Source organism: Streptosporangium sandarakinum (assembly GCF_050942225.1).
Taxonomy (GTDB): Bacteria; Actinomycetota; Actinomycetes; order Streptosporangiales; family Streptosporangiaceae; genus Streptosporangium; species Streptosporangium nondiastaticum.
In genome coordinates this window covers 6,650,533-6,674,184 of the sequence record NZ_CP192034.1, presented here as the reverse complement: position 1 = coordinate 6,674,184, position 23,652 = coordinate 6,650,533, and the positions used below count along the sequence as shown (strand labels likewise).

General features: G+C 71.6%; 18 protein-coding genes. 11 read left to right on the top strand and 7 right to left on the bottom strand.

What is annotated here, in order from left to right; genetic code table 11:
- Window positions 1–261 precede the first annotated feature (261 nt).
- Window positions 262–1,428 carry an MFS transporter gene (locus ACQP10_RS30650; RefSeq protein ID WP_433540181.1) on the bottom strand — a complete coding sequence of 389 codons (1,167 nt, stop codon included), beginning with the start codon at window positions 1,426–1,428 and terminating at the stop codon, window positions 262–264.
- A 71-nt stretch (window positions 1,429–1,499) separates the two neighbouring features.
- On the opposite strand from ACQP10_RS30650, the gene ACQP10_RS30645 reads away from it, so the two are divergent.
- The 8 genes from ACQP10_RS30645 to ACQP10_RS30610 all read left to right on the top strand — a co-directional run bounded on the left by ACQP10_RS30645 (window position 1,500) and on the right by ACQP10_RS30610 (window position 13,822).
- Window positions 1,500–2,531, top strand: a complete 1,032-nt coding sequence (locus tag ACQP10_RS30645) for an ROK family transcriptional regulator (protein ID WP_346019346.1) — start codon at window positions 1,500–1,502, stop codon at window positions 2,529–2,531.
- Window positions 2,532–2,756: 225 nt separating this feature from the next.
- Window positions 2,757–4,907 carry a protein kinase domain-containing protein gene (locus tag ACQP10_RS30640; RefSeq protein WP_433540180.1) on the top strand — a complete coding sequence of 717 codons (2,151 nt, stop codon included), beginning with the start codon at window positions 2,757–2,759 and terminating at the stop codon, window positions 4,905–4,907.
- A 108-nt stretch (window positions 4,908–5,015) separates the two neighbouring features.
- Window positions 5,016–7,838, top strand: a complete 2,823-nt coding sequence (locus tag ACQP10_RS30635; RefSeq protein WP_433540179.1) for a hypothetical protein — start codon at window positions 5,016–5,018, stop codon at window positions 7,836–7,838.
- A 387-nt stretch (window positions 7,839–8,225) separates the two neighbouring features.
- Window positions 8,226–9,836: a hypothetical protein gene (locus ACQP10_RS30630; protein ID WP_433540178.1), complete on the top strand. Its 1,611-nt coding sequence runs from the start codon at window positions 8,226–8,228 to the stop codon at window positions 9,834–9,836.
- On the top strand, window positions 9,833–11,038 hold the full coding sequence (locus ACQP10_RS30625; protein WP_346019350.1) for an ARPP-2 domain-containing protein: 1,206 nt from the start codon (window positions 9,833–9,835) through the stop codon (window positions 11,036–11,038). The genes ACQP10_RS30630 and ACQP10_RS30625 overlap by 4 nt, the downstream gene beginning before the upstream one ends.
- A gap of 300 nt (window positions 11,039–11,338) precedes the next feature.
- Window positions 11,339–11,749 (top strand): YybH family protein, encoded by a 411-nt coding sequence (locus tag ACQP10_RS30620; protein WP_346019351.1) that lies wholly within the window; start codon window positions 11,339–11,341, stop codon window positions 11,747–11,749.
- A gap of 174 nt (window positions 11,750–11,923) precedes the next feature.
- Entirely contained in the window at window positions 11,924–12,514 is a 591-nt protein-coding gene (locus ACQP10_RS30615) for a TetR/AcrR family transcriptional regulator (RefSeq protein ID WP_433540177.1), read from the top strand.
- Window positions 12,515–12,559: 45 nt separating this feature from the next.
- Window positions 12,560–13,822: an FAD-dependent monooxygenase gene (locus tag ACQP10_RS30610; protein WP_433540176.1), complete on the top strand. Its 1,263-nt coding sequence runs from the start codon at window positions 12,560–12,562 to the stop codon at window positions 13,820–13,822.
- 45 nt (window positions 13,823–13,867) lie between these two features.
- Here ACQP10_RS30610 and ACQP10_RS30605 read toward each other — a convergent pair whose 3' ends face one another.
- The 3 genes from ACQP10_RS30605 to ACQP10_RS30595 all read right to left on the bottom strand — a co-directional run bounded on the left by ACQP10_RS30605 (window position 13,868) and on the right by ACQP10_RS30595 (window position 16,819).
- Entirely contained in the window at window positions 13,868–14,287 is a 420-nt protein-coding gene (locus tag ACQP10_RS30605; protein WP_346019354.1) for a PPOX class F420-dependent oxidoreductase, read from the bottom strand.
- A 268-nt stretch (window positions 14,288–14,555) separates the two neighbouring features.
- Window positions 14,556–15,092 (bottom strand): hypothetical protein, encoded by a 537-nt coding sequence (locus ACQP10_RS30600; RefSeq protein WP_389999788.1) that lies wholly within the window; start codon window positions 15,090–15,092, stop codon window positions 14,556–14,558.
- Window positions 15,089–16,819 (bottom strand): hypothetical protein, encoded by a 1,731-nt coding sequence (locus ACQP10_RS30595; protein WP_433540175.1) that lies wholly within the window; start codon window positions 16,817–16,819, stop codon window positions 15,089–15,091. Before ACQP10_RS30595 ends, ACQP10_RS30600 begins: the two co-directional genes overlap by 4 nt.
- Before the next feature lie 259 nt (window positions 16,820–17,078).
- On the opposite strand from ACQP10_RS30595, the gene ACQP10_RS30590 reads away from it, so the two are divergent.
- Both ACQP10_RS30590 and ACQP10_RS30585 read left to right on the top strand, forming a co-directional pair.
- Window positions 17,079–17,399, top strand: coding sequence for a 5-methylcytosine restriction system specificity protein McrC (locus ACQP10_RS30590; RefSeq protein WP_433540174.1), 321 nt, complete (start codon window positions 17,079–17,081; stop codon window positions 17,397–17,399).
- 101 nt (window positions 17,400–17,500) lie between these two features.
- A complete protein-coding gene (locus ACQP10_RS30585) occupies window positions 17,501–20,029 on the top strand; it encodes a GmrSD restriction endonuclease domain-containing protein (RefSeq protein ID WP_433540173.1) in 2,529 nt (842 codons plus the stop codon).
- Between the two features lie 34 nt (window positions 20,030–20,063).
- Here the strand turns inward: ACQP10_RS30585 and rox are convergent, their stop codons facing one another.
- The gene (rox, locus tag ACQP10_RS30580; protein WP_433540172.1) at window positions 20,064–21,494 is read right to left on the bottom strand and encodes a rifampin monooxygenase; all 1,431 of its coding nucleotides are present in this window, start codon (window positions 21,492–21,494) and stop codon (window positions 20,064–20,066) included.
- Between the two features lie 360 nt (window positions 21,495–21,854).
- On the opposite strand from rox, the gene ACQP10_RS30575 reads away from it, so the two are divergent.
- Window positions 21,855–22,163, top strand: a complete 309-nt coding sequence (locus ACQP10_RS30575; RefSeq protein ID WP_179824508.1) for an NIPSNAP family protein — start codon at window positions 21,855–21,857, stop codon at window positions 22,161–22,163.
- Between the two features lie 161 nt (window positions 22,164–22,324).
- Here ACQP10_RS30575 and ACQP10_RS30570 read toward each other — a convergent pair whose 3' ends face one another.
- Window positions 22,325–23,035, bottom strand: a complete 711-nt coding sequence (locus tag ACQP10_RS30570; protein ID WP_389999803.1) for a DUF6461 domain-containing protein — start codon at window positions 23,033–23,035, stop codon at window positions 22,325–22,327.
- A gap of 171 nt (window positions 23,036–23,206) precedes the next feature.
- Window positions 23,207–23,563, bottom strand: a complete 357-nt coding sequence (locus ACQP10_RS30565; protein ID WP_346019364.1) for a nucleotide pyrophosphohydrolase — start codon at window positions 23,561–23,563, stop codon at window positions 23,207–23,209.
- Window positions 23,564–23,652 lie beyond the last annotated feature (89 nt).

The following is a 23,652-nucleotide window of genomic DNA, read 5'->3' as shown; positions in this document are numbered from 1 at the left end:
AGTCCCCCGTATGGACTCCACCCGGTTGGACCGCCGGACCTGAGAGTAAGTTCGACCGGATCAGTCCGGCTTTCGTTGGACTTGTCCGCGTTCCGCGCGGGCTGGCGCCGACCGTGCAGCCGTTCCACGCCTCGCCGCCACCGTCGTCGTCGCAGCCACCGTCACCGTCGCCGTCGTCCGCGTCGCGGCCTGGGAACGGTGCCGCTCACGGACTCGCTCGCGGCCCTGGGAACGGACTCGCTCACGGTCGGTGAGGGCTCTCTATCCGTGGTCCGCCGGGACCGCCGGTTCCGGGGTGGAGGTCGCGGTGCGCGGGCGCAGGGCGGCGGCCAGGAGCGGTACCAGCACGATCACACCGGTGATCACTCCGAACGCCGCCGGGTAGGACAGGCCGTCCGCGATCCAGCCGGTGACGGCAGGGGCGAGCAGCCCCGACAGGTACGTGATGGTCGCGACGCCCGCCACACCGTCCCCCGGCGTCGGGCCGACGTTGCCGGCCGTGACGAACACCAGCGGCACGATCACCGCGATGCCGAGCCCGAGGAGGGCGAATCCGGCGATGCCCATGGCGGGCACGCGGGAGGTGACCACGACGGCTCCGCCGATCGCGGCCACGACGCCGCCGGCCTTGACGGTCGCCACCGGTCCGAAGCGCCGGACGAACCGGTCCCCGGCGAGACGGGCGCCCGCCATGCAGAACATGAAGACCGTGTAGCCGGCGGCGGCGACGCCGGGCCCGGCATCGGTCACCTCGGTCAGGTAGAGGGCGGACCAGTTCGAGCTCGACCCCTCGGCGAAGGTGGCGCAGAACCCGAGGAGCCCGATGACCGCGATGGCCCGCGAGGGCAGGGCGAAGCGGCGCGGCGGCGGAGCGTCGGCGGAAGTGGTGTCGGCCAGCAGGCCGCGCCCCGCGACGGCGGCGAGGGCGACCAGCACGAGCGCGGTCACCCCGAGATGCAGGCGGGCGTCGATCTCCGCCTGGGCGGCCAGGGCTCCGGCTCCGGCGGCGACCAGGCTGCCCACGCTCCACATGCCGTGCAGCCCGGACATGATGGACCGCCCGAGGTGCCGCTCGACCACCACGGCGTGGGAGTTCATCACCACGTCGCTCATGCCGGCGGCGGCGCCGTACAGCAGGAACGTGGGGAACAGCCAGGCGGGCGCGGGCATGAGGGCGGGCAGCGCGAGGGCCGCGCACCACACGGTGATCAGGAGGCGGGTGGCGATGGTCCCGCCGAGGCGGTGGGCCAGGCGGGCGGCCATCGGCATCCCCACGAAGGCCCCGACCGACGGGCAGAACAGGACGAAACCGAGGGTGGCCGGGCTGAGGCCGAGATGGTCCTGGATCCAGGGGATGCGGGTGGCCAGGCTGCCCGCGACGGCGCCGTGGAGGGCGAAGACGGCGGTGATGGCACGGTGGGGGCTCATGACGGAGAATCTAACAGGCAGGCTTCCTGATGAAAAGATGAACAGGCAGGAACCCTGACTAATATGGCGGGATGAAGACCGCGACCCCGGCCACGGCCCGGGCGATCAACGATCGGCTCGTCCTCGACCTGCTGCTCGAACGCGGTCCGCTGACCGCACCGCAGCTTCGCGAGCTCACCGGCCTGTCCAGACCCACCGTGTCCGACCTGATCGAACGGCTGCGGGACGGCGGCCTGATCGAAGTGGCCGGAGAATGCGGCGAGAACCGGCGGGGGCCGAACGCCCGGCTGTTCGGGATCGTGGCCGGCCGCGCCCACGTGGCCGGGGTGGACGTGCGGCGCACGGCGGTCAACGTGACGGTCGCGGACATCACCGGCCGGACGGTCGGCTCCGCCGTACGCGACCTCCCCGGCTCCGGCGGGACGCCGGGCCTGTCCGCGCTCATCGGGAGCGCCGTCGCCGAGGCCGCCGCGGGCCGGGCCCTGGACACCGTCGTACTCGGCGCCCCCGGCCTGGTGGACCCGAGGCACGGCGACCTGGTGGCCCCCAACGACGTGCCCGGCTGGGAGCCCGGCCTGCTCCAGGAGGTACGGCGTGACCTGGACGTCCCGGTGACGATGGAGAACGAGGTCAACCTCGCCGCCGTCACCGAGCACCGCACGGGAGCCGCCACCGGACGCGACGACTTCGTGCTGCTCTGGCTGGACGATGGCCTGGGCTCCGCGCTCGTGCTGGACGGCCGGGTACGGCGCGGCGCGTCGGGCGGCGCGGGCGAGATCGGCATACTCCGAACGGCCGGCGGATCGCTCTGCGACCTCGTGGTGGCCGACGTCCTGCGCGATCTCGGCCGGGACGACGCGGCCGGGCGGATCGCCGCCTGCGCCTTCGCTCTCGTCGCCATCCTCGACCCCGGCCTGGTCATCCTCGGCGGGAGCATCGGCCGCGAGGGCGGCGACGACCTCGCGGAACTGGTCGAGGGGCGGCTGCGCGACCTGTCCCCGGCCCCGACGGAGGTCCGCGCGAGCACGGTGGAGGGCAACGCCGTACTGCAGGGCGCGGTCCTGACCGCTCTGGATCTCGCGCGCGACAGGGTCTTCGGCTGATCCCGCCGTCCACGGAAACCGTCCGGAGAACGCTCGCCGACGAGGCGAGGGGAGCGGTGATCGGCTCGTGGGAAACGGCCGTCGGCGGGGAGTGAGAGCCGTGATCGGCCTGTGGGGAATGGCCGCCGGCGGGAGAGGCGGGAGTCATGATCGGCTCGTGGGGAACGGCCCCGATGGAGGTGGCGGGAGCGGTGATCGGCCCGCGGGAGGACGGCCGTCAGCGGGATGACGGACGCTGTGATCGTCTCAGCGGCGGGACGCCTCGGCGGCACGGCACGCGAACCTGTATTTTCTCGTTGTAAGGTTCTCCGATTTATCCGACGAGTCGACGCCTTTTCTGGGGGCGGGGTTTTGGGCAGAGGAACCGTCATCGGCGGGCGTTACGAGCTGGATCCAGCATCCCGCCGTTCCGGTGGAATGGGGGAGGTCTGGTTCGGTTACGACAACCGTCTGGACCGGCGGATCGCCATCAAATTCATTAAAACCGCCCGGTTTCCCGATGGCCGTCCGGACAAGGAATTGGCCAGGCGTTTCGTGCGCGAATCACGAATTACGGCCAGACTAGAACACCCCGGCGTGCCCACCGTTTACGACTGCGGCCCGCACGGCGACGACCTCTACATGGTCATGCAGCTCGTCAGGGGCCACCCGGTCTCGGCGCTGCTCGACGAGACCGAGATCCCCGTGGCCTGGGCCGCGGCCATCGCCGCGCAGGTGTGCTCCGTGCTGGCCGTGGCCCACGCCGGGGCGCTGGTGCACCGGGACCTGAAACCCGGAAACCTGATGCTCTGCCCCGACGGCACGGTCAAGGTCCTCGACTTCGGCATCGCCGCCGCCCTCGCCTCCGCCGGGGCGGACGCCGCCGGTGGGGAGATCCGCCTCACCAGGACGGGCGAGGTGCTCGGCACCCCGGCGTACATGGCGCCCGAGCAGGCCATGACCGGGGCCGTCGGCCCGCGCAGCGACCTGTACTCCCTCGGCGTGATCCTCGACGAGATGCTCGCCGGGGACAACCAGTTCACCGCCCCCACGGCGCTGGCCACGATGCGCAACCACACCGACGTCCCGCCCCGGCCGCTGCGCGCCAGGCGGCCGGACGTCCCCGAGGGCCTGGAACGCCTCGTCCTGTGGCTGCTGGCCAAGAAACCGGAGGACCGGCCGGGCGGCGCGGACGTCGTCTACGACCGGCTGCTGGACTTCTGCCGCGAGCTGCCGCCCTTCCCCGGTTACGTCGACCTGGACACGCCCCACCCGGCACGGATGTACGCCACGGTCGTGGGTCGCATCACCGCCCCGCCGCCCACCGGACGGCCGCCGTCTGCCGAACGGCCGCCACACGCCGAACGGCCGCCACACGTCGGACGGCCGCACACCGAGCGGACGTCACACGCCGAACGGACGTCATACATCGAACAGGCCCCCCACGCCGAACGGCTGCAGCACCGCGAACGGCGGCCGGACGGTGAACGGACGCCGCGCCGCGAATGGCCACCGTACGGCGAGCACCGGCCGGGCCACGAGCGGCACTCGGGTCACGAGCGGCATCCGGGTTACGAACGGCCGGGTTACGAACGGCCAGGCTACGAGCGGCACTCGGGTTACGAACGGCCGGGGGACGAGCGGCACTCGGGTCATGAGCGGTCGGGCTATGAGCGGCACTCGGGTCATGAGCGGCCGGGTCACGAGCGTCACCCCGGCCACGAGGGGGATCCGGGCCGTGAACGGCGCCCCGGCCACGAACGGCAACCGGAGTACGGGCGGGGCCCCGCCCATCCGGTGCGGCCGGCGCGGTTCAGGTTCGCCGCCGGGCTGGTGCAGATCGAACACGAGGACATCGAACGGGCCCGCCGGGAGGCCGAGGCGCTCAAGGCGGCGTCCCGTTTCGGCCAGGCGGCCGACGCGCTGGCGGAGATGGTGGGCCCCGCGGTCGGGTCGTTCGGCCCGACCAGCTCCGAGGTCATCGGCCTGCGGATCGAACTCGCCGAGCTCCTCTTCCTCGGCGGGGACTACCGCAGGGCGGCGCCGGAGTTCCGCCGGCTGGCCGCCGACGTCGCCGCCGTGGAAGGCCCCGGCAGCAACCTCGCCCTGCGTTGCCGGCTGATGGAGGCCAACTGCCACGCGGCCGTGGGCGAGACGGACCTCGCGCTGTCCGATCTCCGCCGGCTCCTCGACGAAGAGAGACGGTTCGGCACCGACGAGGACCGCCTCCTCGAACTCCGCTGCCAGATCGGCCTGGTGGAACTCGGCTCGGGCCGTACGACACGGGCCGGACGCACGCTGGGCCGCCTGCTGTCCGACCTGGAACGCAGGTACGGCCCGCACCACGCCAACGCCAGGAAGGTCCGCGCCATCCTGGAGAACCTCGGCGACCGCTGACGTCGGGCCGATGAAGATCGGCCTTCCCGGGCGGCTCGCCGGGATCCGGCGCTCCGCTCACGTCGCCCGCCCTCCTGTCCATCCCGTTGACCCCCCAGGGAAGTACTCGTGCGCCGCTTTCGCCCCGGCCACCGCGACCGTTCCGGCGGAACCTCCTCCGATGGCGCCTCCTCCGATGGCGCCTCCTCCGATGGCGCCTCCTCCGATGGCGCCTCCTCCGACGGCGCCTCCTCCGACGGCGCCTCCTCCGATGGCGCCTCCTCCGACGGCGCCTCCTCCGGCGGAACCTCCGGAGGAGGCGTCGATCCCTCCCGTACTGCTGATCCTTCCGAAGGCGCGGCCTCTTCCGGAGGCGCCGGCCCCTCCCGAGGTATCGATCCCTCCGGAGGCGCCGGCCCTTCCCGAGGTGCCGCACCCTCCGGCGGCGCCGAGGTCTCCGGTCGCCGGTACCGCTTCGGGCGGCTCGCCGCGCTCGCCGCCGTCGGCTACGCGACCGCGGTCGCCGGGTCCGTCGCCGTCGCCGCGGTCATGGGCGAGGGCGACGCCGCCTGGTGGCTGGTGACCCACGAGGCCGGACCGAAGCCACCCTCGTCCCCGGGATGGTTCTGGCTGCCGCTGCTCCCTTCGGGCGCGTTCCAGGGGTGGATGCTGTGGCAGATCCTCCGCGGACGGGTGGCCGGGCCGTTCCGGGCGCCGGACGGAGACGTCCGTCGGCTGCGCGCGATGCTCTACGTCGACCTGGTCTGGTATCTGGTCATGGCCACGGCGCCGTTCCCGGTCCCGTGGACGGGTGTCGTGCACGGGTTCATGTCGCTCGCCCTCGCGGTGCTGTTCCACCGGGTGCTGACCGGGGCCTCCCGGTTGCTCCGCCGTACCGCGCTGGTGGCCGGACTGGTCGCCGCGGTCTCCTCGGTCGGCCAGGAGACGGCCGACCTGCTCGACCTGCACTTCGCGGAGCAGGTCTTCGACCTCGTCGGGCTGAGCGGGCTGCTCTCGTCGTTCTGGATGGTGCTGGTCCTGGTGGCCCAGGCCCGGGACGGCCGGTGGGGCAGGGCCACGGTGTGGTCGGGGGTCGGCAGCCTGCTGCTGCCCGTTGTCCTCACGGCCCTGTTCTTCAGTGACTTCGTCTGGTCCAGCGACCTCGCCTGGTTCGACGGCTTCGCCCTGCCCGGCAGCCCCGGCCTCCTGTTGCTCCACGGCGTCACCGGCGCCTTCCACCTCTTCGGCCCGGTGTGGCTGGCCCGGTCCGCCCACGACCTCGGCGACCCGCGCGCGCGGGCCGTGCCGTACGAGGAGAGACGTCCCCCGGTCCGGGCCCCGCTCGGACCGTGGCCACCGGCGGTCGCCGCGGTGGCGCTGCCGATGGTCTCCGCGGCCGTCAATCTCGCGTACGGCCTGCCGTTCTGGTTCGGGCCGAGGGGGATGATCGAGTACGTCCTTCCGGCGCTCCCGGTGCGTCTCATGCCCGGGAGCCTGCCCCTGCTCCGGACGGGCTTGGACCTCCTCGCGGGGCCAGTCGGCCTCACCGTGGCGGCGCTGGCCGCGGTGGTGCGCAGGACGCGCGGTTCGGCGCGGTGGGCGGCGGGCGCGCTGCTGCTCAACGCCGCGGTGGGGGTGGTCGTCACGCTCACCGCCCCGACGGGCCCGCTGGGAGACGCGACCTGGGCCGCCGTCGACGCGTCGGCGGGCAGTCAGCCGGACTTCATATCCGAGGGCTTCCAGGCGTACCTCACCTGGGTGTCCGCCCCCGAATCGGGAGCCGGCGGACTCCTTCCCGGCTTCTCGCCGCTGTGGGGCAGCGCCGCCTTCACCGCCTCCGCGATCATCCTGCTGCTTCGGTACGGCGGACGCCCCGCCCGCTCGCCGTACCGGACGGCCGCGGCGGCCCTGGCGGTGACCGCGGCGCTCTGCCTCGTCCCCGCGGCCGACCACGTGCGCGGCCCGTCCACCTCGCGGGCCGCCTGCGAACGGCTGCGGGCCACGGCGGCGGAGGACGGGCGGCGTGACGGACCCTCCCCGATGAGCGAGGAGACGCGGTTCGTGTGCGAGGTGCGCACCTCCGACGTCCTGCCGTCCGGGCGGAACGCGTCGGATCAAGAGCTGGTGGCGTACGGGCGCCGGTTGTGCGGCGTCCACACGCGGAACGACCCCGCCGAGATCGCCCGGATCCGCGCGGCCGACGGCGTCCACGTGCCCGGACTGACCCACACCCTCGGCGGGATCTGCCCGAGCGCCGCCGCGGTGGCCAGGGCGCGGGCCGAAGCTGAGGACCGCGAGTTCCGGGAGTGGGAGGCGGACCAGCGGCGCAGGTGCGACGCGATGCCCCGGCACCGGCCTCTGATCAGGCCGGACTCGGTGACGGTGCACCCGGAACCGGTGTGGACCGACTACGGCGAACTGGTGGCGAACGAGGATGATCCCGAGGCCGAGCCCTCCGGCGCCGACGCCTTCGATGCCGACCCTTCCGGCACCGGCACCGGCAGTACCGACAGTACCGACGCCTCGGATGCCTCCGACGCCGATCCTCGGGCCGACGAGACGCCGGACTCCACGCCGGACCCTCCTCCGGGGAGCGAGTTGACGGAGGCGGGGCCCGGCTACCTCGCGATCAGGGTCCACAGCGACTACCCGCTCTGCGTCACCGTCGAGCGGTACGCGCGCCGCCCGCCGGTGGAGACCCGGGGATGGCACCACGTCGTCGAGGTCGGCTACCGCAGCCCGACCGGGACGATCCTGGCGGCCGACCCGATGGGCGGTGAACCGCTGCCCGACCTCGCCCTGCGCGGCAGGAAGGGCCACTACCGGATCCGCGTCCACTACGCCTGGACGCCATGGAAGGGCGAGCGGCTCGGCGCGCAGCGACTGCTGATCATGGCGTATCCGGGCCGCGGGGACGAGGCCGTCGTCCACCGGCGACGCGTCGAGCCGTAGCGCCTACGTGCCGTGGGGGCCGACGGGGATCGGCCCCCACGGCGGAGGCTTCATCCGGCCGGACAGATCCATCGCGGCCACTGGCGGTTCCGCGCCTGTGTGGGGGCGGGCACGGCCACTGGCGGTTCCGCGCCTGCGCGGGGGCGGGAGCGGCCATTGACGATTCCGTGCCCGTGCCCGTGCCCGTGCCCGTGCCCGTGCGGGGTGCGGGGTGCGGGCGTTGACGGTTCCGTGTCCGTGCGGGACGGGGACGGCCGGTACAGGTGATCGTGCGATGGCGGAAAACCCAGGGAAAAGGCGGACAAACCGGTGTTATCGTTCCAGGGCCGGCCGCGGGACTCCGGCGCGACTTCCGGAACCCGCCTGTGAAGCGATGATTCGCAGTTCGTGCCCTCACACCCCGGCCGGCGCCGTACCTCCGCGACCACCGAGAGCAGGGCGACCGTCGTGACCGCCGAGAGCACGGAGACCTTCGCGGACCTGGTCGCCGCCGAGGACGTCCTGCTGTTCGTGAACGCCGCGATCACCTCCACCGGGCAGCGCGAGTTCCACTCCGGCGAGGACGAGCAGGGCCTGTCCCTGGGCTTCCTCCACGAGTACCTGCTCGGCAACTACCGCGACCTGTACGCGGCCACCCTCGCCCTGGACGTCAACGACCACAACGCCGCCCTGATCATCCGGAACCTGCTGGTCACGGTCGGCGAGGCGGACCCGGAGCGGCGCCGCGCCGAGGGGCGTCTGATCGCCCGGCGGCTGGCCCTGCTGCCGCCGCCCCGGGTCTACCGGCTGTTCCGCGAGCTGCGCCGCGCCAGGGTCAACAACCGCCGCACCAGGGCGATCATGCGGGACTGGCTGGCCGCCCGGCCCGACCTCGCGTTCGACGCGGTGAAGTACCGCGGTGCCGTCAAGACCGCCTTCCGCCACGCTCACCTGGAGCCGCGAGGTGAGCTGGGGACGTTCCTGTTCGCCCCGCGCCGGAAGGCGGCCTACGCCACACCGATCCTGGAGAGCTGGCGTCAGGCCCACTACCGGCAGGAGGCGATCTACGACCTGCCCTACACGGTGGCGGAGGGATTCGCGGCGAAGCACGGCATCCCCCGCGCCGCCTTCCTGGAGCGCATCGCGCCCCGGCTCACCCGCCTGGAACGGCTGCGCCTGCAGGAGTCGGCCAGCACCCTCAAGGCCGACGCGGTGCGCGCCGACCTCACCGCGATGCCGCTGACCCGGCTGGCGTCCTACGTGCTCGGCCTCCCGCTGGACGACCGCGTGCGCCGCCGCGCCGAACTGACGGAGGCGCTGCGCGCGGCGGCCCGCCGTACCGCGGGTGAGCAGGCTGGGCGCTGGGGGAGGGTGGCCGCCGTGCTCGACGACAGCTTCTCGGCGTACGGCTCGGCGCAGAAGCGCCGCCGTCCGCTCGCCGTCGCGCTGGCCTGCCACTTCCTGCTGGAGGCACTGGCCTCGCGGTACACGCCGCTGTGGCTGTCGGGCCGTTCGGATGCGCTGCTCGTCCGCCCGTACGGCGCGACGCCGCTCGGCGAGCGCGTCCTCGACGCCCTGGAGCTCGGACCCGAACGCCTCGTCATCGTCTCCGACGGCTGGGACAACGCGCCGCCGGGCCTGGCGGGGGAGGTGCTGCGGATCTGGCGCACCCGGCTCGACCCGGACGGCGCGTGCGGTGTCGTGCACCTCAACCCGGTGTACGACGCGGCCTCCTTCGACGTGCGGCGGCTGGCGCCCGGCGTGCCGTCCGCCGGGATCCGCGACGCCGAGAACCTGGTCGCCCTCGTGGAACTGGCCCGGTTCGCGGAGGGCCGTACCGGGCTGCCGGAGCTGCGCGCCCACCTCGCGCACCGCGTCGCGGCCTTCCTGGACGCGGAGTCCTCGGAGACGGCGGGCCGGGTGACGGACGAAGGTGACCCGGCGGCCGGGGCGGCGGGGGAGGACGTCCGACGGACACCAAGAGAGGATGCCCGGCGGACCCCGAGGGAGGAAACATGACGGAGGAGCTCACCCTCACCGGGCTCTCCACCCGTCCGGCGCAGACCTGGGGTGGCGTACGGCTCGTGCCGCTGGTCCGCGACGAGCCGATCGAGGACCTGCGGCTCGACGCCCGCCTCCACGGCGACCCCGGCCTCGACGAGGACGCCCGCGACCATTACGACGGCCCCGGCCTCGACGTCGTCGAGATCGGGCGCCGGGACCACTACATCTCCTACATCCCGCACGCGTTCGTGGCGACCTGGACGTCCGACGGCACGCCCGCCGCGGCGTACGGCACCCAGCTCCGGGACGCGGCGAAGGACGGTCCCGCGCCCCGCCGGATGCCGCTGCGCTTCCACCGCCGCATGGCCCGCCGCGAGGACCGGAACCGGCTGCGCTTCATGCCCCAGCACCTGGCGATGGAGGGCTACCTGGCGCTGCACTTCGGCGGGCCCGAGATCGCCTGGGAGGAGTGGTCGCACCGCGCGATCAGCCGCGGGCTCTCGCCCCGCGTCGAGGAGGCGTACACCGGCACCCAGGTCCGGGGACTGGCGGACGCGCTGCGCGTCTTCGAGATCCACCCCGGCCAGTGCGGCGTCGTCGTCTACGCGGCGGACGCGCTCGCCGCCGCGTTCGTGGTGCCGCACCCCGCCGACTATCGTGCCCTGCACGCCACCCTGGTCCACGACCTGTACGGCGAGCTGATCCACCACTACGCGACGCTCACCATGCCGGTGCCCGACTTCCGGGCCCGCATCGTGGACGCGGAGGTGCGCTCGCTCGCCGACCTGCGCGCGGCGGCCCGCCGCCAGACGGAGGAGTGGGCGGCCTTCCACGACCGGACCATGGCGGCCGGACTGCTCGGCCCCGGATACACCCACCGGCGCGTGTACACGATGGGCCGCTACCGGCTGTCCCGCTTCCTACCGCCCTTCGAGCGGCACCGGGAGAACCACATCGGTGAGCTCATCACGGACGAGAACGGCAGGCTCGCGTACCTCAAGACGTTCCGGCTGTCGGAGAACCAGGTACGGCGCGGCCACCTGCTGACCGAGCTGGCCGCGTGCGACTGGAACCTGGCCGCCACCGCCGCCGCGCTCGGCGTGACCGAGCCCGAGCTGGGCCTGCGCATCGAGGGCGCGGGCTTCGGGCACCTCCTGCGCCAGGACGTCCTCGACCACTACCGCGCCCACGCCCGCCGCTCGGGTCGCGCCCGCTGACCTGGACCGCGCCCGTTGGCCTGGGTCACGTCCCAAGCGGATGAGCGGTACCGGGTGCGCCCTGGGCGGAGGCACCGTCCGGCGCGGGTTCCGGGCGGGTGCGTCGTATCGGGCGTGCGTCCCGGACAGGTGAGCCGTACCGAGTGCGGGCCCCGAACGGTGAGTCGTACCGGGCACTCGGCTACGGTCCCCGAAAACCGGCCGCGAGCCAACCCTTGACCTTGTCACCGGCGTCACGGTTTAGCATCGCGGTCCTTCGGCACCGAAGGAACAGACACCGCTGATGAACGGACACCACCGATGACCATCACCGCCGACTCCGGCGACCGCGCGTCCCTGCTGGACCACGATCGGCGTTTCTTCGACGCGCTGGTCGCCGCCGACACCGCGGCGCTGGGCGACCTGCTGCACGACGACTTCGTCATCGTCGCCGTCAATGACGGCGCCGTCGCCACCGCGGCCGACCTGCTCGGCGCGGTGTCCTCCGGAGACCTCCGGTTCCCGGCCGTGCGGTCCTTCCCGGAGGAGGCCGTCGTCCGCCGTGCCGGGGACGTCGGCATCGTCGTCGGGCGGACCGAGATGAGCTTCACCGGTGACGACGGGACGGCCTTCACGGCCGGCAGCCGCTACACCCACGTCTTCGCCGCCGACCCGGCCGGAGGCTGGCGGCTGGTCTCCGCCCAGGGCACGGAGATCAGGCCCGCGCCGTAGCCGGGTCCTGCCGGAAAGGCCCGGCACGCGCGACCGGAGGCACGACCCGCACCGGCCGGCCTTGGGGCATGACCGATCGCCGGCTGGTGCCGGGGGACTCGTCGTGCTATTACTTGGACGACCGACCAAGTCGATCGACCAAGGCGATCGTCCGATCAGAGAGGCGGCACGCGGGTGAAGACGTCGGCGGAGCGCGGCCGGGAGGTACGGCGGAAGCTGCTGGACGCCGCGGCCGACCTCATCCCCGAACGGGGGTGGACCGCGGTCAGCACGCGGGTTCTCGCCGAGCGGGCGGGTGTCGCGCCCGGCCTGGTCCACTACCACTTCCCGTCCCTGCAGGCGCTGCTGAGCGAGGCGGCCCTCGACGTCATCCGCCGCGTCGTCGCGGAGACCGGTCCGCTGCTGGAGCGCGCCGAGACCCTGGACGACGGGCTGGCGGCGATGTTCGGCGCGCTCGACGCCTTCACCGGGAGCGACCCGGTGTCGGTGCTGTTCACCGAGACCTACCTCGCCGCCGCCCGCGACGAGGACCTGCGCCGCGAGCTCACCGCCCTGTTCACCCGGTTCCGCCGGGAACTGGTCGACTGGCTTCGGGCCCGCGGCCAGGAGACGCCGGAGGAGACCGCCTCGGTGCTGGCCGCCGCCCTCGACGGGATGATGCTGCACCGGCCGCTGAACCCGGAGCTGACGTCGGCGGCCGTCATGACCGTCCTGCGCCGCCTCCTCACCCGCCCCGGAGGCGACGATCGCCGCGCCGGAGGGTGAGGCGCCGACCGGGTCCCCCACATCGAAGAAGCCAGAAGGGCCGAGATGAGAAGAGCCGTGATCTGCGGGGCCGGAATCGCCGGCCTGGCCGCCGCCCAGCGCCTGGACGCCCACGGCTGGGACGTCGTCCTGGTCGAGAAGGCCCCCGGCCCGCGCCGCCAGGGATACATGATCGACTTCTTCGGGCTCGGCTACGACGCGGCCCGGAAGATGGGGGTCCTGCCCCGCCTGAAGGAGCTCGGCTACCGACTCGACGAGGTGCGTTACCTGGACGAGTCCGGCCGCCTCCGCGCCCGCCTGGACTACGAGCGCTTCGGCCGCGTGCTCGACGGCAGACTGCTGAGCATCATGCGCCCCGACCTGGAGCTGGCCCTCCGCGAGCGGGTGGCGGACCGCGTCGACCTGCGCTACGGCTGCGGCGTCACCGGGGTCGAGAACATCGGAGACGGCGAGAACGGCGGTGACGGCGGGCGTGACGGGGACGGCGGAGACGGCGGCGGCGTCCGGGTGACGCTCGCCGACGGCACGACGCTCGACGCCGACCTGCTGATCGGCGCCGACGGCATCCACTCGGCCGTGCGGCGACTGGTCTTCGGCGAAGAGGAGCGGTTCCTCCGCTACCTCGGCTTCCACACCGCCGCCTACGTGTTCGACGACCCCGAGGTCTACAAGGCGGTGAACGGTCGCTTCTGCCTCACCGACACGGCGGGCCGGCAGATGGGCCTGTACGGCCTGCGCGACGGCCGAGTGGCGGTCTTCACCGTCCACCGCGCCATCGACCCCGCCCTCCCGGAGGACCCCCGGACGGCCGTACGGCGGGCGTGCTCAACCCTCGGCTGGCTCGTCCCCCGGGCGCTGGAACACTGCCCCGAGCCGTCGGAGGTGTACTACGACCAGGTGGCCCAGATCGAGATGCCGCGATGGAGCCGAGGCCGGGTGGCGCTGCTCGGCGACGCCTGTGGCGCGGTGTCACTGCTGGCGGGGCAGGGCGCCTCGCTCGCCGTCGCCGGCGCGTACCTCCTCGGTGAGCGGCTCGCGACCGCCGACCCGGCGAGCCCCGCCGCCTCCCCGGACTCCGTGGAGTCGGCGCTGGCGCGCTACCAGGAGCGGTGGCGCCCGGTGGTCACCGAGAAGCAGAAGGTCGCGCGGAGCGGGGTGGAGTGGTTCCTGCCGTCGTCCCCGGCGCGGCTGCGGCTGCGCAGGCTCGCCCTGAGGCTGATGAACCTCCCCGGCCCTGACAGGTACTTCGGCACGGTCCTGATCGGCAAGTCCGCCGCCACCCTGGAGTCCCTCAGCGGAACCCGTTGACCGGGCGGGCACCGCCCGCCCGGCATGACCGGGGAGAGTACGGCGTCAGGCTTGGCTGCTGTCCTTGTGCTCGCCCCAGCCGTGCCAGCGGTCGATCTCGATCCAGGCGCTGACCCGCTTGCGGTCCCGCCGCGGGTACGGATTGCCCCCGTAGTGAATCGACAGCCGGTCGATGTCCTTCAGATCCTCGTCGTCACGTATCTCGACGACGCGCCCGATGATGCTGACGTGGGTGTACCAGTTACCCTCGTCGAGCACGGTGAGCGTCACCCGGGGGTCGTTGCGCAGGTGGTCCAGCCGCTTGCGGCCCTCGTCCATGTTGACCAGGATCCGGCCGTCGTCCTCCCAGAGGTACCAGGTGGCCGTGGAAACGGGCTGGCCGTCGGACCGGAGCGTCGCGATGACGGCGGGATTCGCCTTCCTCAACATCTCGATGGCGCCCTCGGGAAGCGGCGGGTTCGACATGGATTCTCCTCTTTCGGCTCAGCGCACCCGGTGATACGAGTGACGCGTGTGCGATTCATGAGAAGTATGTCCACAGCCCACATCCGAATACCGCCGGACCTCATGCTTCCCATCCGTCATCGCGACGGCAGGCGTGCGGGCTCGGCGGTCGCGACGGGGAGGTCCACCAGGTCGGCCGTGGGTCTCGCCGTTCACCGCCCCGACGCACGCCATGTACTCCTCGCGGACGAGCGGACCGGGGAGCATCCGCCCGCTCATCGCATGATTCTCAGCTCTTGCCGGTCGCCGGAGCGCAGCCGTCCGAGACGAAGTAGATCTCCATGGAGATCGTTCCGCCCGGTGCGGACAGGTCGTGGAAGTTCCGGGTGGCGGCGGCCCCGAAGACGCCCGGGTAGGCCTTGCGCGCCGCCTTGTTGACCCGGGTGGCCAGGCGCGCGCCCTCTCCCGGGCCGCCGCTCGCGCCGAAGGTCAGCACCATGCCGGCGTGCCGCCCCGTGAGCCGGTCCCGGTAGGCGAGCAGTTCCTTCTTCACCTGCGCGTTCAGCGCCTTGCCGTCGGCCCCGGGGCTCACCCGGAAGGTGACCTTCACCGGCTTGGCCTTCACCCCGGCGACGCGGGTCGCGCACGGGGAGGGACTCGGGGCCGGAGCGGCCGTGGCGCTGCCGGTCTCCGGCCCGGCCGACGCCTTCGGCGGCTCGGGCGGGGCCTGGGCGCCGAGCATGATGATCGTCAGGCCGAGAAGCAGGTCGGCGAAGAGCCAGCCGGCCAGCAGCGTCGGGCGGGAGACCCTCGGGCCGGCTCTCATACGGCTCCACCGGCGCCGCTCGGGACACCACCGGCCACGACTTCACCGTGAACACCACCGGCCACGGCACCACCGGTCACGACGCCGCCGGGTACACCGCAGGACGCGGCGTCGTCCGGGACGACCCCACCGGACGCGACGCCATCGGAGGTGACGAGGCCCGCCGCGGCGCCGTTCGGCACGGCGCCGCCGATCACGTCGGTCGCCCGGTCCAGCGCGTCCTGGAGCCGGGTGATGGCATGCGTCAGGTCGGAGAAGTCGCTCTCGGTGATCTCCTTGATCCGGAACGGCAGGCCCGCGAGGACGCCGTCCAGCGTGGCGGGGAGCCGGTCCAGGGCGTTCCGCGTGTCCTCCAGGACGTTGGCCGTCCGGCCCGAGATGCCGGAGACGGTCTCGATCCGGGAGGCGTGCGCGCCCGCGGCGTCCGACCAGGTGCCGAGGGCATCGCGGATCTCGGCGCCGACGGTGCCGAAGGCGTCCCGGAAGTCGGCCGACGTGCCGGTGAGCGCGGTGGCCAGCCGGTCGCCGACGGAGGCGACCGCCCGCTCGGTGCCGGCGCCCATCGCGCCGACGGAGACCGCGACGCGGTCGACGGCGACGCCGATGCCGGCGGCGTTGCCCGCCAGTTCACCGACCCGTGCGTCGAGGACGGCGACCGTCTTCCGGATGGTCTCGATGGAGCGGACCAGCTCCTCGTTGAACGACTCCCGCAGCCCCAGGGTGGTCTGCGAGATGGCGGTGGCCAGCTGGTCCCCGGCCTGCCCGACCGCCTCGGTGGCCCTGGTCCCCGCGTCGTCCACCACCGAGGAGGTACGGTCGACCGCCGTCGCGAGGTCGATGCAGGCGGCGTTGATGCCGGTGAGGTGCCGGTCGAGCGACCCGATGGAGCCCTGCACGTCGGCGGCGCCGGCCATGAGCGCGTCCGTGGCCTTCTGTGTCGCCTCCAGTGCCCGGGTCAGCGCGTCGACCAGTTCCGTCTGGGCGCGGCGGGTGGTGTTCCCCACCCTGTTGATCTGGGCCGCCGCCTTGGTGAGCTCGGCGGTGAAGCGCGCGGGGGAGGCCAGCCGTACCTGGCCGAGCGTGAGGCTCGCCCGGGTCAGGGCGTTCCTGAGCCTGCCGCGCAGCACCGCCAGCTCCCGGTCGAGGTCCCTCTCCCGCCGGTCGGCGGCGTCCTCCTCGCCGTTGCGGAGCCGGTGGTCGGCCACCGTCACGACGACGAGAACGCCGATGGCGGCCAGGGTGAGCAGGGCGACGTTGTCGAACTCCCAGAACTCGGCCAGCCTCCCGCCGAAACCCTGCTGCCACATCTCCAGGAACGGGTGCCGGGCCGCCTCGACGCCGTCGGCCTTGAGCGTCTGGCCGTAGGCGTCCGTCGCCATCTTCAGCCCGAGCCAGGTGACGACGATCGGCAGGAAGACCAGGACGTGGCTGAGAATCGGCACCCACCTCCGGAAGCCGGAGCCCCGGGAGGACGGCTTCGCCTCCGGAGAGCCGGGCAGGCCCCCCGAGTGGTCCCCGGCGCCGGACGGGAGCACCGTGTCGCCGGGCGCGAAGGCCGAGAAGAGATCGACCTCGCACCAGCGGACCGCCTTCCCGTCCTCCGGGATGTCGTCCTGCCCGGTCTCGGCGATCGCGTCGGCGAGGTCACGCAGCTGCTCGCCGCGCGCCGCCAGGTACGGGTGGTCGGCGAGGTCACGAAGCTCGGTGACGAGCGTGTGGTCGGTCACGGACGTCCGACGTCCTCTCGTGAGCAAGGGGGTACGGCGGGGCTGGACGGTTCCGATGGATCGATCCAGGAGGCAGCCTGCGCGATCATGATGGCAGATATCGCGCATTTCAACGAAGGCGGAGCCGAGCCCCGGCTCTCGGCCGGCCGTCCCGGAACGTTCGGCGTCCTCCGGTAACCCGATCGACCCATCCCGTGTCTCACCCGTACTGAGCGTCCCGCAGGCTCCTGGCCCGGTCTCCGTCGGAGGTGAGCGCTGAGTGGTCGGCGAGGTCGAGACCGGTCCGGGAGTCCCGGCGGCGGTGGACGCCAAGTACAAGATCTCCACCGGCCCCGACAGGCACAACGCCGACCTGTACCAGATGCTGGCGTACTGCACGGTGCTCGGCCTCGACCGGGGCCACCTGGTGTATGCCGAGGGGGAGGCCGAGCCGTACCGGCATGTGGTGCGCGGCGCGGGCATCGAGATCACCCAGCACGCCCTCGACCTGACCCTGCCGCCAGCCGGGCTGCTCTCGGCCGTCGAACGGCTCGCGGAATCGACCGCCCGCGAGGCTCCGGAACTCCACGCGACGGCATGAGGATTTCCCCTGACAGGTTTTGACTTTCCGTATGCAAGAGACAACCGATCGTGTAAGGATTATTGATCTTTTGCGGTCGCGGCATTCCGGAAGGGGTCGGTGTGAAGGCCAACGAGACGACGCTGCGGAAGCTCATCGACGGCGAGCAGGAGCTGCTGGTGCCGCTCTATCAGCGCCCCTACTCCTGGGAACGCGAACAGCTCACCGCGCTGTGGAAGGACATCGAGCTGCAGGCCGAGCAACTCGAACGGAGGCGGGACAACAGCCACTTCCTCGGCTCGGTCGTGCTCGCCCCCGGCCCGGACAACTCGCCCGGCAGGTCGCAGTGGCTGGTGGTCGACGGGCAGCAGCGCCTGACCACGCTCATGGTGGCCCTGTGCGCGCTCCGCGACTACCAGGCGGCCGAGGATCCCCTGCATCGGGCCCGGATCAACGAGACCCACCTGATCAACAAGTTCCAGTCCGGCGACCGGAGATATCGGCTGCTGCCGACCCAGGTGGATCGGCAGGCGTTCATCGACTGCGTCGAAGGGCAGCCGTTCGGCGAGACTCAGAGCCGGATCGCGAACGCCTACCAGTTCTTCCGCGGCAAGCTGGTGACGGTCGATGATCCCGCGGATCCCCACGACATCAAGCGCGTCGAAAGCGTCGTGCTCAACCGGCTGAACCTCGTGCAAATCGTCGTCGAGGACGATGACAACGCCTTCCGGATCTTCGAGTCCATCAACAACACCGGGATGCGGCTCAGCCAGGTCGACCTGATCCGCAACTACGTCTTCATGCACCTGCCGACCCGGGGACAGTACGTCTATGACGTCCACTGGCTGCCGATGCAGAGGCTGCTCGGGGCGAAGGGAATGGACCAGCTGATGTACCTCGCCCTGATCCTCGACCGGGGGGACGAGGCGCAGTACAACGACACCTATCGCGGTCATCAGGAGCTGCTCCGGGCCGTGACCCTGAGCAACAGGGACGTCGAGGTCCAGGTCGAGAGCTACGTCAAGGACCTCGCCCGCCGCGCCCGATACCTGCACCGGATCCTCGAACCCGACGGCGAGTCGGAGATCGACGCCCGCCTGCGCTTCCTCAACGAGTGGAAGGGCATCCCCGCCTACCCGGTCATCATGCGGCTGCTGGAGCTGCACGACAGCGGCGAGGCCACCGAGGACGAGGTGGTGGAGGCGCAGCGCTACATCGAGAGCTTCCTGGTCCGCCGGCTCATCGGGGGAGTCGCCACCAGCAGCCTCAGCAGGATCTTCATGCGGCTGACCCGGGAGCTGACCGGGGAGAGGCCCGCTGACGCCGTACGAACCGGGCTCTCGCCCGCCCGGCTGTACTGGTCGTCCGACGAGCAGTTCCGCGCCGACATCCGGAACCGGGCCTTCTACTGGCAGGGCCGTACCGCGCAGCAGAAGCTCGTGCTCCGCCGCCTGGAGGAGAGCTACGGGGCCAAGGAGGCCGTGGATCTCTCCGACAAGAAGATCACCATTGAGCACGTGCTTCCGCAGAGCCCGACGGCCGACTGGCTGGAACAGCTCACCACTGAGGGAGACACCGCGCGACTCCACCGGGAGCTGGTGCACACCCTCGGCAATCTCACGCTCAGCGGCTACAACTCCGAGCTCGGCAACATGTCGTTCGCCAGGAAGCGCGACTTCCTCGGCCGCAGCGGTCTCGCCATGAACCAGGAGATCGCCGAGCACGAGCGGTGGGGAAGAAGGGAGATCCAGGCCCGTGCTGACCGGCTCGCCGAGCGGGCCGTCGAGATCTGGCCGAGTCCGATCGACGTCGGCCCGGTCGGCCCCTCCCGGGACTGGACGCTGCTGCACGAGGCCCTCGCGGCGCTGCCTGCGGGCACCTGGACGACCTACGGTGACCTGGCCGAGCTGATCGGATCGCACGCCGTACCGGTCGGCGCCCACCTGTCGAAGTCCCAGGTGCTCAACGCGCATCGGGTGCTGAACGCGTCGGGGCAGGTCTCCAAGGGGTTCCGGTGGCTGGATGACGACGATGACCGTGACGTCCACGACGTCCTGCGTGCCGAGGGCGTCAAGCTCGACGAGGCGAACCGCGCCGACCTCGCGCAGCGGATGACGGCGCGGGAGCTGGCCGAGCTGCTCGATCTCCCCGGAGCGCTGAACCTCAGCGAGGCGGAGCTGACCGCTGACGACGGCCACACCAATGTCGGCGAGCATGAGGAGCGGTTCTTCCAGCAGCTGGGCGACGAGCGCGGTCCGCAGACGGCCGGCGCGGTCTCACGGCTGCTGGACTGGTGGCGCGGCCGCGGCGGCGAGGTGCAGTTCGGCCGGTCGGCGAGCGCCTCCTGCGCGCCCATCGTCAAACGCGGCACCGAGATCCTGCCCATCGTCCGCTTCTACACGAAGACGGTGGAGGTGCCGTTCGGGACGCTCAAGAAGCGCGTTCCGTTCGACGACCCGATCCTCCGCGACGAGCTGCGCAGGATGCTCAACCAGGCCCCGGGCGTGGAGCTGCCCATGGCCAAGCTGGAGCTCTATCCCTCCTTCGACGTCGACCTGATGGTCGACGAGGCCGTCTGGGACGTGGTCGTCGCCTGCCTCGACTGGTTCGCCGCTCGTGTCACCGCCCATGCCGAAGCGGCCGGTGACTGACCGGCCGAACCGCCCTAGGTCGGCGCGCCCGGTCTCACTCGACGGGCGCGCCGAACCACCTGGACAGCCGGTCGATCAGCTCCTCCTGGTCCTCGCCGACCCACGCCACGTGACCGTCCGGCCGCAGCAGCATCGCGGGTACGTCCGGCTCCTCGCCGTCGTCGACGATGTGGTCGACCCGGTCCGCCCACCCGGTGACCGAGAGCCGGCCGGTCCGGTCGAGCAGAAGTCCGCGGCCGCCGCGCATCAGCTCGTAGAGGCGTCCCCGCTTCAGCTTCACGTCCCGCAGCCGGCGGCCGAGCAGTTCGTGCCCCTCGCCGAAGTCGTAGCGGACTCCGATCGCGGTGATCTTCTCGATCAGGTGTCGGGTCACCTCCTCGAAGTCCATCAGTTCCGAGAGCAACCGGCGCATCGCCTGGGGTCCCGGCTCGGTGGACATCAGTACGGCTTGCGCGCGGGTGTTCTCCAGCACGTCGGCGGCCACGGGGTGTCGTTCGGCGTGGTAGCTGTCCAGCAGTCCTTCCGGTGCCCAGCCGTTGACCTGGGCGGCCAGTTTCCAGCCGAGGTTGAACGCGTCCTGGATGCCGAGGTTGAGCCCCTGCCCGCCCATCGGGGGGTGAACATGCGCCGCGTCGCCGGCCAGCAGTACCCGGCCGACCCGGTAGCGCTCGGCCAGCCGGGTGGCGTCGCCGAACCGGGAGAGCCAGCGCGGTGAGTGCGCGCCGAAGTCGGTGCCGGCGAAGGCCCGCAGCTGCCGCTTGAACTCCTCGAGGGTCGGCGGAACAGTACGGTCCTCGGCCACTTTCTCGGCGGGCACGATGACGCGGTACACCCCTCCGTCCCCGAGGCGTCCGGCGCCGAACCGCAGCTGGGTCTTGCGGACCTCCGCCATGATGGCGGCGACCGTCTCCGGATCCTCGGTCAGCTCCATCTCGCCCAGCAGCGTATCGATCTTGGTGGGCTCACCGGGGAAACCGACGCCGAGCAGCTTGCGCACCGTGCTGCGGCCGCCGTCGCAACCGACGAGGTAGCGCGAGCGCAGCCGCGTGCCGTCGGCCAGTTCGGCGGTCACCCCGTCCTCGTCCTGGCTCAACCCCACCAGCTCACAGCCGCGCCGGATCTCGACGCCGACCTCGGTGGCGTGCTCGGTCAGCAGGCGCTCGGTGATGGTCTGCGGGATACCGAGGATGTACGAGTGCGCGGTGTCCAGCCGGTCCGGCCACGGCTTGATGATGCCGGCGAAGTAGCCACCGACGTTGTACTGCTTGCCGTGCGCGAGGAACCGCTCCAGCAGACCACGCTGGTCCATCACCTCGATGCTGCGCACATGCAGACCGAGCGCGCGGACATACCGGGCGGGCTCCACCTCCTTCTCCAGTACGGCCACGCGCACGCCGTACAGCCGCAACTCGCCGGCCAGCATCAATCCGGTCGGCCCACCGCCGGCGATGATCACGTCGATCATGAACCCCCCATTCAAGGTTGCGTTTCAGCCAGTTGCTCCGCACGATCCGGAGGCGCGCACACCCGCGTCTTCGTCCGAAGTCTCCGCGACCGCGTCGTGAGCCCTACCGCCGGTTCGGCGCCCCGCGTGACCCGGACGACTCGACAGGAGCACACGTACTCGGTAAGCCGTGTTTCCACGGGTCATGGCTTCGGTCGGAGATTCTGCGGCACGACCCGGGTCTTGCCGCAAGCCCCCCGGTGGGCTATAGATTGAAAGTGGTAAGGAGTGTTCAGCCTCCTTGCCTTTTCGTCCTCGGTGATGGACGGACTCCTCCGCGTGCCGTCGAGGCCGGCCGTCGCGCAGGATAGAAATGGTTTTATGATCACCTGTGTCGTCGAATATGTGATCGATCCCCGGAAGATCGACGCGTTCGAGCGTTTCGGCCGTCGCTGGATCGAGCTGGTCAACCTGCACGGTGGCACGCATCACGGCTACTTCCTGCCGTCGGAGGGCGCCAGCGACAAGGCCCTCGCCCTGTTCAGCTTTCCCAGCCTCGCCGCGTACGAGGAGTACCGCGGCCTCTTCGGCGTTCACCCGGACTTCGTCGAGGCGGACCGCATCAGGGACGAGAGCGGGTGCGTGCTCCGCTACGAACGGACCTTCATGCGACCCCTGCTCCCCGAGTGAGCGCACCGCTGCTTCCCGAGTGAGCGCACCGCGCCGTGGCGCGTGAACCGCCGCGGCCGGCCGGCGAGGTCTTCGAGGCCGGTCCGGGTCCTTCCGCGACCGGAACCGTTCGCATCACCGGCCCTGCGGTCCGCTGACCTGCTTCCTCCTCGACAGGACCATCAGGAAGAGACGGGACGCATGCTGGAATGCCGCGCCTCGAACCAGTCGGCGGCCATGTCCGTTCCCGTGATCCGTCCGATCAGCGCCAGGGCCGAACTGAAGCTCTCGTCCTCTTCCACCCGATCGTCGACGAAGCCGTCATCGCTGATCTGGAAGCGCAGACCGTCCATCAGGTGATCGAGCGCGTGCGGGTCGTCGCCGGACCGATTCTCCGGGAATGCCGGATCGAAGGAGACGATCATGCGCCCGTCGCGGGCGTAGTCGAAGTACTCCCTGCCGCTGATGTCCATACTGACGTTGAGGACCTCACGGCCGCCTTCGCTGATGGAGGGCAGGCGCTCGCGGTCGACGCCCGGCACGATGCCGATCCAGCCGTTGACCTCGGCCACCCAGTCGGATCCGTCGTCGATGTTGCGGTCGAGGATCTCACTCAGGTGGCAGGGGGTGCGGGTGGCGGGATCCAGGTGCAAATCCGCGGCGAGCGTGTCGAGGTCCGTGCCCTTGATCCATATGGCGCTGAACCCCAGCGTCCACAGGTCCATCTGGTCGTCGAGCCCCTCGGTGAAGATCGTCGATACCAGCAGGTCGTACAGGTGTGTTCTCGGCGACATGCCCAACCCCTCATCGCGCGGTTCGTCGATACGGTCCCCGTCGCGGGCCGACGGGGACGCAGCGCCGTCGAAGCCGAACGCTGCGCTCTCGCCGGACATCGCGCATGAAGCCGGAAGGAGCCCCGGCGTGATCTCGTACAGCGGTGGTCGGCGTGACCGTCGCCCAGGCTCGCGCCGGAGACGTCCTCGCCGGTGAACACGCGATATCGGCGCAAAGCCCGCCGGACCGCATCACCACGCCGGGAACACTACAGTGATCTTCCAGCGGGATCAGGCGAACGGCGGGGCCTTCCTGGCCCGCCCCCGAGAGGCTTCCACCGGGAAGCGTTTCTCGTTCTGGTCGATTTTGGCGTGGGTGGCCTCGATGAGGTCCACCCCCAGCACGTCGGCGAGGCGGACCAGGTAGGTGACGACGTCGGCCAGCTCGGACCTGACGCGTTCTGCCGCCTGGGGGTCGTCCATGACCGCGGCCGACTCCTCGGGCGTCAGCCACTGGAACTCCGCGACCAGCTCGCCGGCCTCTCCGGCGAACGCCATGGCGAGGTTCTTGGGCGTGTGGAACTGCTCCCAGTCACGCTCACGCGCGAACCGCCGCAGCCGGTCGGCGAGGTCTTCGAGTTCCGTCATGCGAGCACGCTACCGAAGGGCATCGTAGAAGCATCGCCGCCGCCTGCCTCGCGCCGGTCGGATCACCCCGGCGGCGCTCATCCCGGTCC

What these genes read in the sequence shown, in the direction of transcription:
- ACQP10_RS30650 (WP_433540181.1), bottom strand. Translation starts at nt 1,428, where the DNA reads ATGAGCCCCCACCGTGCCATCACCGCCGTCTTCGCCCTCCACGGCGCC.
- ACQP10_RS30645 (WP_346019346.1), top strand. Translation starts at nt 1,500, where the DNA reads ATGAAGACCGCGACCCCGGCCACGGCCCGGGCGATCAACGATCGGCTC.
- ACQP10_RS30640 (WP_433540180.1), top strand. Translation starts at nt 2,757, where the DNA reads ATGACGGACGCTGTGATCGTCTCAGCGGCGGGACGCCTCGGCGGCACG.
- ACQP10_RS30625 (WP_346019350.1), top strand. Translation starts at nt 9,833, where the DNA reads ATGACGGAGGAGCTCACCCTCACCGGGCTCTCCACCCGTCCGGCGCAG.
- ACQP10_RS30620 (WP_346019351.1), top strand. Translation starts at nt 11,339, where the DNA reads ATGACCATCACCGCCGACTCCGGCGACCGCGCGTCCCTGCTGGACCAC.
- ACQP10_RS30610 (WP_433540176.1), top strand. Translation starts at nt 12,560, where the DNA reads ATGAGAAGAGCCGTGATCTGCGGGGCCGGAATCGCCGGCCTGGCCGCC.
- ACQP10_RS30605 (WP_346019354.1), bottom strand. Translation starts at nt 14,287, where the DNA reads ATGTCGAACCCGCCGCTTCCCGAGGGCGCCATCGAGATGTTGAGGAAG.
- ACQP10_RS30600 (WP_389999788.1), bottom strand. Translation starts at nt 15,092, where the DNA reads ATGAGAGCCGGCCCGAGGGTCTCCCGCCCGACGCTGCTGGCCGGCTGG.
- rox (WP_433540172.1), bottom strand. Translation starts at nt 21,494, where the DNA reads ATGATCGACGTGATCATCGCCGGCGGTGGGCCGACCGGATTGATGCTG.
- ACQP10_RS30575 (WP_179824508.1), top strand. Translation starts at nt 21,855, where the DNA reads ATGATCACCTGTGTCGTCGAATATGTGATCGATCCCCGGAAGATCGAC.
- ACQP10_RS30570 (WP_389999803.1), bottom strand. Translation starts at nt 23,035, where the DNA reads ATGTCCGGCGAGAGCGCAGCGTTCGGCTTCGACGGCGCTGCGTCCCCG.
- ACQP10_RS30565 (WP_346019364.1), bottom strand. Translation starts at nt 23,563, where the DNA reads ATGACGGAACTCGAAGACCTCGCCGACCGGCTGCGGCGGTTCGCGCGT.